Origin of the sequence: Acinetobacter sp. LF10, from assembly GCF_048585715.1 — a bacterium.
GTDB lineage: Bacteria > Pseudomonadota > Gammaproteobacteria > Pseudomonadales > Moraxellaceae > Acinetobacter.
Window position 1 is genome coordinate 201,117 of record NZ_CP184160.1, and the last position, 14,427, is coordinate 215,543.

Annotated in this window: 13 protein-coding genes; 10 read left to right on the forward strand and 3 right to left on the reverse strand. The window is 37.4% G+C overall.

All coding sequences use genetic code 11. The annotated features are described in order from the left end of the window. Positions 1 to 190 precede the first annotated feature (190 nt). Positions 191 to 922, forward strand: a complete 732-nt coding sequence (locus ACN19N_RS00930) for a Fic family protein (RefSeq protein WP_270913264.1) — start codon at positions 191 to 193, stop codon at positions 920 to 922. Between the two features lie 126 nt (positions 923 to 1,048). Here the strand turns inward: ACN19N_RS00930 and ACN19N_RS00935 are convergent, their stop codons facing one another. Continuing rightward, positions 1,049 to 1,933, reverse strand: a complete 885-nt coding sequence (locus ACN19N_RS00935) for a hypothetical protein (RefSeq protein ID WP_270913266.1) — start codon at positions 1,931 to 1,933, stop codon at positions 1,049 to 1,051. A 514-nt stretch (positions 1,934 to 2,447) separates the two neighbouring features. Between ACN19N_RS00935 and ACN19N_RS00940 the strand changes: the two genes are divergently transcribed. Both ACN19N_RS00940 and ACN19N_RS00945 read left to right on the forward strand, forming a co-directional pair. Then, on the forward strand, positions 2,448 to 3,389 hold the full coding sequence (locus tag ACN19N_RS00940) for a YagK/YfjJ domain-containing protein (protein ID WP_270913268.1): 942 nt from the start codon (positions 2,448 to 2,450) through the stop codon (positions 3,387 to 3,389). Between the two features lie 69 nt (positions 3,390 to 3,458). After that, a complete protein-coding gene (locus ACN19N_RS00945; protein WP_309004435.1) occupies positions 3,459 to 4,322 on the forward strand; it encodes a hypothetical protein in 864 nt (287 codons plus the stop codon). A gap of 99 nt (positions 4,323 to 4,421) precedes the next feature. Here the strand turns inward: ACN19N_RS00945 and ACN19N_RS00950 are convergent, their stop codons facing one another. Further along, entirely contained in the window at positions 4,422 to 4,931 is a 510-nt protein-coding gene (locus tag ACN19N_RS00950) for a hypothetical protein (protein ID WP_270913273.1), read from the reverse strand. A gap of 113 nt (positions 4,932 to 5,044) precedes the next feature. Next, positions 5,045 to 6,166, reverse strand: a complete 1,122-nt coding sequence (locus ACN19N_RS00955; RefSeq protein WP_309004434.1) for a hypothetical protein — start codon at positions 6,164 to 6,166, stop codon at positions 5,045 to 5,047. Between the two features lie 792 nt (positions 6,167 to 6,958). Between ACN19N_RS00955 and ACN19N_RS00960 the strand changes: the two genes are divergently transcribed. The 7 genes from ACN19N_RS00960 (at position 6,959) to ACN19N_RS00990 (ending at position 14,426) form a co-directional block, all read left to right on the forward strand. Continuing rightward, positions 6,959 to 7,276, forward strand: coding sequence for a hypothetical protein (locus ACN19N_RS00960; protein ID WP_270913276.1), 318 nt, complete (start codon positions 6,959 to 6,961; stop codon positions 7,274 to 7,276). A gap of 65 nt (positions 7,277 to 7,341) precedes the next feature. Further along, on the forward strand, positions 7,342 to 8,391 hold the full coding sequence (locus ACN19N_RS00965; RefSeq protein ID WP_270913278.1) for a DUF932 domain-containing protein: 1,050 nt from the start codon (positions 7,342 to 7,344) through the stop codon (positions 8,389 to 8,391). Positions 8,392 to 8,557: 166 nt separating this feature from the next. Further along, positions 8,558 to 9,700 (forward strand): YqaJ viral recombinase family protein, encoded by a 1,143-nt coding sequence (locus ACN19N_RS00970; protein ID WP_270913280.1) that lies wholly within the window; start codon positions 8,558 to 8,560, stop codon positions 9,698 to 9,700. Positions 9,701 to 9,844: 144 nt separating this feature from the next. After that, positions 9,845 to 10,741 (forward strand): hydrolase or metal-binding protein, encoded by an 897-nt coding sequence (locus tag ACN19N_RS00975; protein WP_270913282.1) that lies wholly within the window; start codon positions 9,845 to 9,847, stop codon positions 10,739 to 10,741. A gap of 88 nt (positions 10,742 to 10,829) precedes the next feature. Further along, positions 10,830 to 11,060, forward strand: coding sequence for a helix-turn-helix transcriptional regulator (locus ACN19N_RS00980; RefSeq protein WP_309004436.1), 231 nt, complete (start codon positions 10,830 to 10,832; stop codon positions 11,058 to 11,060). Positions 11,061 to 11,318: 258 nt separating this feature from the next. Next, on the forward strand, positions 11,319 to 12,590 hold the full coding sequence (locus tag ACN19N_RS00985; protein WP_270913286.1) for a DUF6361 family protein: 1,272 nt from the start codon (positions 11,319 to 11,321) through the stop codon (positions 12,588 to 12,590). 3 nt (positions 12,591 to 12,593) lie between these two features. Further along, complete coding sequence (locus ACN19N_RS00990) at positions 12,594 to 14,426, forward strand: phospholipase D family protein (protein WP_270913288.1); 1,833 nt, start codon at positions 12,594 to 12,596, stop codon at positions 14,424 to 14,426. The last annotated feature ends 1 nt before the right edge of the window (position 14,427 follow it).

Consider the following 14,427-nt stretch of genomic DNA (forward strand, 5'->3'; position numbering starts at 1 on the left):
TAATGAAACTTAAAAATCTTATTTTATATTTTACCCCCAGTTATACCCCCAACCGTATAAGGGTACTTCCGTATCTACTCAACTACTGTTTTTACTATAGCATGGACGCATTGGATTAACCTGATGGATTTCATTGCCATCATTTTTTAATGTATGATCATTTGATACTTACGTACGTACAGAGATAAGCATGTTTGAGATCATTGATGATTTAAAAGCTAAATTAGATCAGCATCGACCTCTTTCACCTGCGATTGTTAAAAATCTACATGAAGACTTGATCCTGCGCTGGACTTACCATTCCAATGCGATTGAGGGTAATACTTTAACCTTATTGGAAACCAAAGTTGTTCTAGAAGGGATTACGGTAGGTGGTAAGGCATTAAGAGAGCATTTTGAAGCGATCAATCATCGTGATGCAATCTTGTATGTCGAAGATATTATAAAAAAAGAAGAACCATTTTCTGAATGGCAAATTCGGAATATTCATCAACTAATATTAAAAAACATTGATGATGAAAATGCTGGACGATATCGCCAGCAAAATGTATTAATTTCAGGTGCTACAACTAATCCGCCAGACTATACTTTGCTTAATGACAAAATGGCTCAGTTTATAGATTGGTATAACACGGAAGCTCATGCATTACATCCAGTTGAACGAGCAGCCAAAGTCCATGCAGATTTCGTTGGTATTCATCCTTTTGTTGATGGCAATGGTCGAACATCACGTTTATTGATGAATCTGGAACTATTAAAAGCTGGCTATCCACCTAGTGTGATTACTGTAGAAAATCGCTTGACCTACTATGAGGCTCTAGATCAATGGATGGCTTATGGTAAGACAGAACCATTCATCAATCTGATTGGTGAAGTTGTATTGGATGGATTTAAACCTTATCAGATAGTTTTAGGGATTTAATCATTTTAAATAGTTGTGGTTAGAGTCTATAAAATAATAGAGTTAGAAAGTATGAACTAGTTGCTTTAAAGATAGTGAGTAAGTAATTAATCTTAGTCACTATCCAATATCAAGGAGTGGGTAATACTATTTGTATTTAGGTTTACCATTTTCATCCAAGTTTAGTAACACAAACTCTTTTTCGATCAGTTGCTCAATAACTTGTTCTCTTCGGCAGTTTTTTAGCTCAGCTAATTTCTCAAGTTGCTTTTGAGTGTTTTTTGTTAAAGGGAGATGATAAGGTTTTTTCGCCTTTCCTGAATCTCTAAATTTCTTTTGACTCCATGTCTTTTTCATACGATCTAAAAATAATTTCTTATCAGATGGAACTCCATAAGACATATTGTCTAATGAAATTAGAATTGCATTATAAAGATCCATATTATTTTGAGGTGGATAGAAAATATTTATATTTTTATAAAATTTTATTAAATACTCCCATGCCCATGTTAGTTGATTGTTATTTGTTTCATCCAACCATTTTATTTCTTTGTCTGGTGTTTTTATATTTAACCATTCTATTTTCTTATTTTGTATGAAAAAAATTTTATGATTCACATCTAAGGGAATTATATCTAGGTGATATATAAAATCTTTAAATGGATCTCCATTGATTACAATTGTTGGTGTTAGATTAAATTCACTTTGAATTTTATGTATTAACCATATTATTTTCCTATTATCATTTTTTTCTATCCACTCTAAGTATTCCAATGGTATTAGATGATTTTCAATATTTATTTTTAAATTTCTTATGTGGACTTCTTTATCTTGTAAGTTATTTATATGGTTAATAATAATTTCTTTTTTTTGTGTGATCGATGAGTTGGGCCCTAAAAAATATAAATTAAACATTTGTAAGAAATTCCATGACCACCTAATTTCTCTTTCTTCAAATCGACCTAGCCCCTCCAAATGTTGCTGAGTTTTGTTGGATATGATGACTTGACCATTGTCACGAGTAATAGTCATATTTTTATCACTATGTAGAATTATTTATAAAATATTAATAATATTTTTTGTAGATTACTAGTGGGATATTCATAATTTTTTTATGAGTTTTTAGTGATACATATATGGTGTTTTATGTAGTTATAGCCCCCTTTTTTGCTAAAAATAGCCCTTTTATAGGTATGAAAAAGTAAAAATCATATAGCCAAATATCAATTTTCTAAAAATTAAGTCGACGTAAATTTTTAGTTCATACTCATGAAGAAGGATCAAAGTCAAATGATGGATCACAAATTGTTGCTTAAAACTAACTTTAGCTTGTTCATGTTGACCAAGTTTAGGCTAGTGAAGTGTCGGATTGTAAGGTGTTCTTAGAGGCAAGTAGCTATCCAGCTTAGCTGGTTATTAATATTATTAATTACTTCTATATATTTTGATTCATATGTATAGGCTATATTTTATAAGCTAATTTATGACTATTAATTTTTTACAGAATAGTAAGTGATATGAATCCTAACATGATGAGTATCACGACATGAATTTGACTACAGTTATTTGGAATGAATCCAGTGTTTGTACTGCTATTGAAGACTTTGTTTACGATGTCTGTTTTGAACAGATGGATGAACAACAATTCAAACAAATATTGAGTACATTATATGAAGCCTTTCAATATTTCTATTCAGCACAGCTTCACTACGCTGAATCCATCCAGTATTTTATTCAGTGCAAGTATTGGATTGATCATTTTCTGAATGGTCAATCTGTATCACATATCTTGAATTTTAATATTCAACAGGTTCAAACCCTATGCTGTGTACTCAGCCAATATAAATATGATTATTGGAATGAGCATGCTCGCTTTATTCAGCAAGAAGAGCAGAATCGAAGGTCACTGTATCAGTATCTGACTAAACTCATGACACATTATTCTGAACTGTTATTTGTACGTGTCGATTTGGGTTATCTCAAAGAACAACAGGTTTATATTGGTATCGAGAATGTTCAACAGCATATGAGTATTTTAAGAAATCGTATAGCAAATCAAGATGGATGTTTCATGGGATTACAGGGCTATGCATGGGCATTAGAGCAGGGCGTAGATAAAGGCTACCATTGCCACTTATTGCTGATTTATGATCCATCGAAACGGCAAAATGACTGGTATCTTGCTGATCAGGTTTGGCAAATGTGGAACAGTATTACGGGTAATATCGGCATACACTTTAATTGTAATACTACGGAACATAAGCAGAAGTTTATGCAGAATGATCGTTTAGGGGTAGGACCTATTCGATGCGATAATCTCGTGGAAGTAACGAATGCCTTGAATGCGGGCATGTATTTGGTCAATCCTGAAAAGTATGCACAGCATTTACGAGCAAAGATACCGTATATGCGTAGCTTTGGTACAGGTCAATTTGAAGTGCATTGGCGTAGAGGTGTTGCTCAAACCTTGCAGATATGTGGATTTTAAGTCAAACAACAATTAAAAAACTACGGCACTCCTAGTGATATGAACCAATAACCTAGGATGTGTTTTCTCATGACGACCTACAACGAAGCTCAAACCTTTTGTGAAATTGAAAAATTTATCAAGGATGTGGTGGATGACCAAATCAGTTGTGAACAATTCAAGCAACAAATTGTTCCTTTAATCATCAAGTCTAGACGCTTTTTTATTCAGGGTTATGACTATGTTGATTCCATCATTATTTTTAAGCAGATTGAAAGAGCCTTGTTTCAAGCCAATAAATATGGATTGTATGAAAATATTAAAGACCTGCCCGATCATGTGATTGAGTCGATGATTGCCGATATTCAGTCAAAATCTGAATTGATACAGCATGGTCATCAATACGATCAGAAGCAGAATAAAGCTGAAATGAAAAAGGTTGAACGCTTCTTATTGGATTTGATACAAAACAAGGACTGCTTAATCATCTTTCCAATGCGGTTGGGTATCAGGGCAGATGTATCGTCATTAGCATTTAACGAATTTGAATGTTATGTCTATGCCTTGTTGAGAGAGGTTAGGGCAAGAGAGATCAATTTATTCCGTTGCATCCATTCGGTGATCTGGAAAATGAAACATTATCCTGATCGTGGTTACTACCTCCAGATCTACTTCATTTATGCAGGACAAGCACAGGACACGACTTTATCTGACCATGCCAATAAATTGGCAGCGAAGTGGGAAGAACTCAGTAATGGTTATGGTGAAGCCCATATTGAAGAACAAGCCAAGAAAGGCTGGTCAGTGAATTGCCAAGATGACAGGCAGATTCAGCGTATCCTGCAATTGCTCAAGAGTGATTTTAATGCGAATAGTAAAAATCATTATTTAAGGGTGATGCGAACTCGTCGCAAAACTTTTGACTGTGAACGCATCCCTTTAAAGCTGAATTAGTTTTGTTCAGTAAAATTAATGGAGTTGTTGTCGAATAGTGGTCTAAGGAAAACAATGCGCTTAGACCACTAATCCACTGAAGCATGAATGGACGAATGCCTAGAAATTATAGGTATAGGTCAAGCCACTGCTGGTCGTGATGGTCACTTCACGGACATATTCAGCCGAACAGCCTAAGTAAACTTTTGCTACCGAACCATAACGCATATTTTGATAATCGTAAGTGCCTTTGCTTCTACAATTGCCACGATTGATTAAAACACCTGTGATGGTGGTTGGAGCATCGTTCAAGGACATGATGTTTAACAAATCGCTATAGCCTGTCATGGAGTATTGTGATTCTTCACGACGAACACGGACTTCAAACTGTTCTTGTACAGTGGGTTCAGTCCCTTCCTCAGCATTGTATGTTTCATCTTCTAAAAAGGATTTATCTACGGGTGGAAAATCATCTTCGGATTGAGGGGGAGTTTCAGTCGTATCAGCAGTGCTATTCTCACTTGTTTGAGTTTGGACATCTTTGGATTTTGGTACATCGTTGCCCGAATTACATGCGCTTAAAGTCAGCAGCAACACACTGGATAAAACAACAGATGGAATAAAATTCATTACACATGCCTATATTTAATTGAATGTTGTGATCTACAGGGTTGGGCGAAAGCCCAACTCTGTTTATTTAATTTTTAGATAAATCAATTTTTTGCTTTTTATAAAAATGGGAGTCATTCACTGATCTTTTTAAATACCTTCTCGATCGGCGTGTAGTTTTCCAAGCTAAAATCAAAAGGAATTGGCTTTTTCAGTGGCACATCAAATTTCTTTAATGGCGCATTTTCTATGCCGTTGAAATGTTTGCGTTGAAAGGACATGGTACTTGGTTCAAGGATTGCGATTGGCTCATTTGCAGAATCAGCTTGAGTAATGTTGGTTTGATAAATGACTAAGCTATCTAATTCCAATTTATGGTTATTGAAGTTAAAAATATAACCGACATATTTTTGTCCACCAGCCGTAATGATATTTTGTGCTAACTCTGACGTGGATGGAGCTGTGAAATTCACAATAAGATCAGATGCGAAATTCATGTTCTCAAAATGTAATTGTTTCGAGTCAGCATCGTAATAAACAAAATTATCAATCGGACCCTTCGGTCGATCATTGGGTGTATAGCTGCTCGGCATGAACTGGCTTTGTGCAGACGTAGCATTTAAACTGAGCTCTAAAAGTTTTAAGTCATAATTTAGATGGGCATTTTTACTATCTAATTCTTTTTGAAGTGTTTGAATACGTTGTTGATATTGTTCAGTACTTTCAAATTGATCTTTTTGTGGTGGAGTCACCTGCATTGTCGATCTTATATAATTGATGGCTGTATCATGCGCTGCACGCAAAGAATAGTCATCACCTAAAGCAAAGGTGAATGCAGGAAATTGTTGACCTGTATTTCCAATTACTAAAACTTGATTGTTTTTTAAAGCCAGCACATTTCTTAAATCATTCAGAATAGATTGGAAATGCACACAGTTTGCACAATAGTCAGCCACATCTGAATTTTCAGCAAACATCTGCAATCCAGAGATAGTTTTATACGGTGGATAAAAGGAAAAATATCCTTCGTCTTTAATGAGCTCCTGAAAGCTTTCGCCTGTTTTGGTGAGCGGAGGGGTAACTTTATTTCGAGCAATAATCAAAGGAGAAGAAGTAGTCTGTGCAGGGGCTTCATCATTCAATGACATTGTTTCAATCTTTTGAGATAGCTCTTCTTTCTGTACATCATCATGTTGTGGTTTTGAGCAGCCGACCAACGCAAGGCTGGTGAGCAGTGCAATTGAAACGTATTTCATCCTATTATTTCCCCATCCAATTTTTTTAAAGTTTTTAAAAATGAATTATGAAATTGACTGTAATTTCAAATACATTCTGGTTGGCTGTCACAGGCTCTAGCTATACTTTTACTGAGTACAAAAATGACAACTCAAATAAGCTGTGTGATGAATTCGATGATTGTTATCCAGCACAAAACACCACTGACCAAAATAGATGCAGCAGTTAATTGATGCCTTGAATTAATCAGGACACAGCGAAAGCGTGCGATAAATGAATCGGAATGAAATGCTTGAGAGGCTTAGAAAGTGCAGGGGAATAAAGCACAGTAAATTGCGTCATGGTTGACTATTCCTTTTGTGATGAGAAGTAGTCTTACCAAATTACTGTCAAATAATGGTGGCAAGACTAGAAGGGTTGACAGACTGATACAAAAGGAAATCAGCGCACGCAAGCGTGCCCCTCCTAGCCTCACCATAAAGGCGTGACTTAAGAGAACGCACAAAAACCTATATCGCGTTTGTTGTGCGCCTTTTGTAAACGGTCTGTCAAAACCGACTGACAATGTAGGTCAGCCCTTGCATCATAATCGTTGCTAAAAAACAGGTCAATTGATCTATTTAAGCATCATTCAAAAATCACCCAAAACTGATGGTAAAAAACGCATTCTAAAAAAATACAAATACATAGCATCTAAATGAGAACGGTGTTTCTCGATTCGAGATAGCACCAATACATGCTTCAGCTACATCGCAATCATTTTGCCTGCTTCCCCAGCAGGCTTTTTTTATTCATTTACAGGAAATACCACAATGAGTTTGCCATGTCCTTATTGCCAGTCTAGAGAGACGGTACTGCTTGAATCAACCCAACATTTACCCAGTACCTCAACCAATAACCCTATTGCCAATAGCGTGATGTCACCTATGGCACTTGCTACTTTGGGTGTTAGCGTTTCTAAAAGTCTAAATATGCCTCCGATAGCAGGCGCAATCGTTGGGGTACTGATCGGTGGTATCTGGATGTTGATCACTGAAGATGAACTGCAACAACCGCTACTCCCAACTTATCGCAGACAGTATTACTGCAACAACTGTGACCGCAGCTTTAGCCCAAATTTACGCAATTAAGCATTCAACAAAATTCACAAATCGAACCTTATACCCATTTTAAAATTAATACAGGAATTATTCTTATGGCACATTTAGTTGAAACCATGGCATTCGTTGGACAAACTCCTTGGCATGGTTTAGGTAATGAACTTACCCCAAACCAACCCATCGAGGTTTGGGCACAACAGGCAGGCATGGACTGGCGCATCGAATCCTCCGATGTCAGTTACATGGCTCAAAATGAAAAAGGCCAAAGCATCATTATGCCTTTTGAGGAACAACGGGTACTGTATCGCTCAGATACCCATGCACCGTTATCGGTGGTGAGTCAGCGCTTTCAGGAAGTCCAGCCGATGGAAATCCTGCATTTTTATAAAGACCTAACCGAACAATCAGGCTTTGAACTGGAAACAGCGGGGGTACTCAAAGGCGGTAAGAAATTCTGGGCATTGGCGAAAACAGGACAAAGCACAACACTTAAGGGCAAAGATGTGAGTAATGGCTATATTCTTTTAGCGACAGCCTGTGATGGTACATTAGCTACCACAGCCCAATTCACTTCGATCCGCGTGGTGTGTAATAACACTTTAGCCATTGCCCTTAAAGGGCAAAACACCAGTGCAGGTGTAGTTAAAGTGCCGCACAGTACCAAGTTCGATGCAGAGAAAGTCAAACAGCAACTGGGGATTTCAGTTCGTGCATGGGATGAACATATGTATGAAATGAAGCAACTCAGTCAGCGTAAAGTAACCCAACAGGAAGCGGCAGCCTATTTTGATGCGGTATTTAACAATACCAATCTCAGCACTGCTGAACAGGATGAAAGCATTATTCAGTTTTATCGAAATGCAGCCATGCCGAATCAAAGCGCTTCATCTCGCTCAGACAATAAAACTGAACCGAATGGACGTGCTATGTCAAAAGTCATGACTATGTTTAACGGACATGGGCGAGGGGCGGAACTGAGTTCAGCCAAGGACACCGCCTATGGTTTACTGTGTGCCATAACCGAATTCTGTGATCATGAACGTCGTGCCATGAGTACGGATCACCGACTTGATTCAGCATGGTTTGGTGCAGGTGCAGTGATTAAACAACGAGGTCTGGAACAGGCCTTAAGAATGGTGGGTTAATAAAAGCCATACCATTCATTCAGTTTCAATTAAGTTCATCTATTTAGCCTAAGCTTACGGTAACACCGTACAAGCACAGCAACACCTTTAGCCGCACCCTCAGATGCGGCTTTTTTTATGCCCAAAATTCAGCTTTTACGATTTTACCCATACAGGAATAGTTACAATGAATAGTCATACTCAAATTCAAAATGCCTTAAATCATCCACCGTTACAGCCATATTCACCAAACCTGAATCCAACCACTCAAAACTCATCGACTCAACAGGTTGAAGTCGGAACTCGAACCAAACGAGACCGACCGAATACGCAGCCACGAAAAACCAAAGCACCCACAGCTAAACGCCTTGCCAACACCAAACAGCTCAATTACCAACAATGGCTAGAAGTCCGAAAGCAGGGCATTGGCAGTAGTGATGCCGCTACAGCATGTGGTTTAAATCCCTATATGTCGATGCTGGAACTGTGGATGATCAAGACAGGACGGATGCAACAAAATATCGAGGATGAAAGTGCTGGTTATGCACCGTTGTACTGGGGCAAGCAGTTAGAACCCTTGGTGGCTGAATACTACAGCATGCACACCAATAATAAGGTGCGTCGAGTCAATGCAGTGTTACAGCATCCTGATGAAGACAAACACTTTATGTTGGCGAACCTTGACTATGCCGTGGTGGGCAATGATGAAGTTCAAATCTTGGAATGTAAAACTGTAGGGGAATATGGTTCTAAGTTATGGCGAGATGGTGTGCCTTTATATGTCCTCTGCCAAGTGCAACATCAACTGGCAGTGACAGGTAAACAGGCAGCGCATATCTGTACCTTGATCTGTGGACATGAAAGTAAAATCTTTAAAGTGACCCGTAATGAAACCGTGATTCAGCATATCATTAATGCGGAACGTCACTTCTGGCAATGTGTGGAATCGGATATTCCACCGAGTGTCGATGCTTCTGACTCAGCAGCCAAAGCCTTGCAGCAGCTTTACCCTGAGCAGATACCACTAACAGTGGAAGATCTGACTCAAAATGAACAAGCCAACTACCTATTTAACCAATTGCTTGAAGAGCGACATAAGGTTGAGCAGCACCAACAGTATTTTGATGAACTCAAACATCAACTGCAAATGATGATGAAAGATGCTGAACGAGCAGTGTTTACGGGTGGTTCAGTGACGTGGAAGAAATCACAAGACTCGATCAGCCTAGACAGCAAATCCTTACTGAAACAACACCCTGAATATCTACAGCAGTTTCCTCAAACCAAAGCAGGTACACGGCGATTTCAGATTTACCCGAATGGTGGATAAGGCAGCAACGCAGATCCAGCATTTATTTCTTCAACAAACGTATCAAATCAACCAATACCCAAAACCAACCGATCCCAGACCCGAACAGGTATGGGATTTTTTATGCCCAATTTTTATTTATACATCTATATAGAGGACATCACCATGATTAAAGGTTTAGCAATTACACCGCCAGTATTAGGACGTATTAGTATCGGCAAAATCATCGAAAAGAATGGTAAACGACTCCCTGAAAAGGATGACCAATTTACCATTACCAGTCAAATTCAAGGAAAAGATGGCTGGGTGAAACATCCACTGGATGAACAGTTACGTGCTAAAGCACAAAACCAGAAACTCAGAACCATTCCAGTACGCATGATCTTTAACGATCCTGAACTGAATCTACGGGCAGAGTACAGCCTATTTGACCGCCAAACTGGACGCTTAATCTGCTCAGGTAATGGAGAAACCTGTCAGCGACTGGGACAAAATGGTATTGAACAGCATCCATGTCCATCACCTGATCTTTGTCCATTGGCACAGGGTGGGTTGTGTAAACCTTATGGGCGGCTGTATGTGAATTTAGATGAATCGGATGAGTTTGGCACTTTCATCTTTAGAACCACAGGCTTTAATAGCATTCGTACCTTGGCTGCACGATTACGTTATTACCATGCTGCTTCAGGTGATTTACTTTCATGCCTGCCATTGCAATTGACTTTACGAGGTAAAAGCACCACGCAAAGTTATCGTACTCCGATCTATTACGTGGATTTAACTTTACGTGATGGAATCAATTTACAGGAGGCAATTACGTCAGCCAAACAGATTGATGAAACAAGTAAGGCAGCAGGGTTTTATCAGGAAGCTTTAGATCATGTGGCACGGCAGGGCTATGGCAATGCTAGCTTTGAGGTGGGAGGTGAGGAGGGGCTGGATATTGTTGAGGAGTTTTATAGTGATGAATCAAGACCAGAACAGTCTCAACAAACGCATGACCTAACCCATGTTCAGGATATTCAGAAAGGCTTGCAGCAATCGGTTCAGGCTTTGAATTGATTAGGTGGAAGCAGGACGTTTTTTCTTACAGCGGGCTCTATTATTTGAGCGAAATTGCGCTCGCATCATTGATTGGGAGAAAAACATCATGAATGCGTTCACAGGTCAAACTTTTCAGATGAATCAAATCATTAATATCAAGCATGTCGTTGAATTTACTGCTCTGAGCAAATCAAAAATCTATGAGATGATCAATAAGAAATCAAAGTATTACGATCCGACATTTCCTCAACCTGTGCGCTTGACCGAAATGCGTATCGGTTGGTCAGCTTGGGAAATTCACCAGTGGATTGAGGCTAAGATGGAAGAACGAGAGTAATGGGAGCTTTTGCTCCCTTTTTTTTGTGTGTTTTGAGCGTTATTAGCAAGACATAATCTTGATTACCACTTCTCACTCTCTTAGTAAGGCTTAAATTGTTTTACTGAGCATAGAAAGGCTTTCTGTAGGATACTCATAACTGAACCATCATTAACAATCGCTAGTGGAAATAAATGGGAGTTAATTAAAAGCAGAATTATTGTATTCTGATATTGGAAAATTGATAAATTGAATTCATTACCTAAATAGAAAAGTTATATGACCATTACACTTAAATCATCACTTTCATGGATAGATAATGATAAAGAGTCTAGAGGAAAAGTATTAGAGCTTTTATCTCATTTCAATGAAAAGGACAGCAGGGATGAGCTAGGGATTGGTAGTATTAGGGATCGTATATCAGATCTCTTATTTCCAGGTACGAGTACCATTCAAACGAGGCTTCGTTATTTTTTCTTTATACCTTGGCTTTATCAGGAAGCTGAAAAAAAACATTTAAATGATAATGAATCACTCAAAATTATTGATCAGCTTGAGCGGAATTTGATTACTAGCTTGATGCAGTCTGATGATTTAGATGGCGTGTTTGGTAAGACTTCTGGCATCACTTTGAAACGATTACCAAGTTCAGTATATTGGTCAGGCTTAGAAAAATGGGGAATTAAGAGTAAAAATTGTTTGCAAACTGAATATTTCTTTTATGCTAAGAAATTAGAGAACAAAAGAGCTCAATTAGAGAAAGAAATAGCACATCTACAAAAGCGTAATGATGATTATTCAGAATTCCAAATTGAAAAAAATAAATCTTCTATATGGCATTTCAGCCTTCCCAAGCCACCTAAAGATTTTCCCAACAGTGTGAATTTAAAAGTTACGGATGAAGAAGCTGGATTTATAAAAGAACAGCTTCGTTGTCATTGTGGTGAGAGCCTTTTGGCTTATCTTGCTTTAAATAGTCACTATAGCCAAGACGTAACAGTACCATGGGAGCATCCACAATTTGAGAATTTTGATGTGGAGACTCAGAAACTCCTTAAACATGCAGAGTTCTTTTCTGTCATTATTCACGGCGCCTATTTACTTTATAACCTATTACTTGCTGATCTTAGCGAGAATAAAAAAGTTTATCAGGAGTATAAAAATAAATTACATGAGTGGTATCAGAAATTATACAGCAGGGATTCTAAGGTATTTCACCTTGATAATTGGTTCATAGACGATTTCTGGATAACAATTGAAAAAAGAAAAAATTCTTATGCTGAGCCTATATCAATCAATCGTACGACTAAAATCTTTATTGAATCATGGGTAAGTATTCTTCAGTTAAAAGATCCTAAATTTTATAAGTTGAATAAAGTGAAAAAATTAATCATAGAGCGTGAGAAGCATTTAAAAGGTGCTAGATCAAGGTTTACCAATAAAAAAGCGTTAGAGCAGTGGGGCGGAGCCGCGGGTGTAAATGAGTTGAGATATCGTTGGCCGACGGCAAAACAATTTTTGAAAGATTTATCTGTTGTTGAGGGAATTTAGGTCATGTTGAACCCATCGCATAGAAGCTTAAATACGTCTTTCTTAGTGCCTCCTGTAGGGATGATATTTGATGAAGCAATACTGACAACTTATTCCCTAGATCCGTCTGTTGTATTAGAGATTCCAGTCTATCTTTCATTGTTAGCAACTGATAGTAAGCCAATCGATCCTTATTCAATTTTGGCATCAATCAAAAAGTTGAAAGAACGAATAACTATATTTTCACAAAAAGGACTTATTCAGGTTCCAAAAGACAGAAAGCCAAATCCTGTTTTTAGTTATTTGGAAGATATGATCATAGAAAGTGAATCTCCTAGAGGTGGTGTTTTTCATCCAAAGATATGGTTATTACGTTTCGTCAATGGAAAAGATATTGTATATAGACTGGTTGTACTTTCTAGAAACTTAACTAAAGATAATTCGTGGGACATTGCCTTACAGTTAGATGGACATGTGGGTAAGAAGCGAAATCCGAAAAATAATCCAATAATTTATTTCCTTTCAAACACCTTAAGTCGTTTTCAAGATAGTGAGCTAAAATATAAAAAGGCTCAACAAATGAATAAAATGACACAGGATTTAATCAAAGTTCAATGGTGTTTGCCTGAAGGTTTTAATGATATTTCTTTCTACATTTTAGATCAGGGTTCCTATCCATGGAACATTCAAAAGAATGAGAAATTACTAATTATTTCGCCTTTTTGTTCCGATGCTGTATTAAAAAAATTAGCTAGTTCGAGTAAAACCTGTTTTCTTCTGACAAGAGAAGAGGAACTCTTAGCTTTAAAACCTGCAACACTTAAAGCTTTTGACCAAGAAATTTATACGTTAGCTGATGGTTTGGTTGATGATGATTATACAAATGACGATCAAAGCAATAATTTCCAAGTTAAGACAGATCAGATTTTAACTAAAGGATTACATGCAAAAGCATATATCTATGATGTTTTAGAAGATGGTAAATCTAAGACACATGTGGTAGTAGGTTCTGCGAATGCGACGGATGCAGCTTTGACGTGTCAAAAAAATGATGAAATATTGGTTGAACTGGTGAGTGAGGATAGTGAATTGATTAATGTTGATCACTTTCTTTCAAGCATGAAGGCTAATGGTTACTTGACGCAATATGATGATCTCTCCGCAATTGGTGATTCAAGTCTGAGTGAAGATAATAAACTTCTAGAGGAAATTCGAAAATGGATATGTAGTACCACAATTAGAGGTTATTGCACATTCGACGAAACTTCGAATTATTGGAATTATGTGCTAAATGCAGAGGGAATGAATACTCAGAATAATTATCAAGATTATGAGATCAAGGTTTGGCCTATTACTTTAGATGAAAAACGTGCACAGTCTTGGAATATCAGCAAGACAAATGAAAATATTGTTTTCTCCAACTTAACTAGTACGGCGATTTCAAGCTTAATTGCATTTGAAATCAAACATAAACTTCAACAAGAACAAGTAAGGTTTGTATTGAAAATAACAGTATCAGACTTACCTTCTGACCGTGATGCGGAGATACTCAGAACATTAATAAATAATAAAGAAGGATTTCTTCAGTACTTAAGAATATTGCTCGGGTACGTTTACGCTACCGACAAAATAGGTACGAAAAATAGTGAAGCTGACTTCAATTGGTTAAATAGGTTACTTGAAGATGAAACGACATTGTTTGAAGATTTGTTTGTTATCTATATGAAAGAACCTGAACGATTACAAGATATTCAAAAGTTAGTTCAGGATTTGGGCGGGGAAGGTAGTGCTCATATTCCGAAAGAGTTTATTCAATTGTGGCATGCATTTGAGCAAGCAATAAAAGGAAAAAAATAAA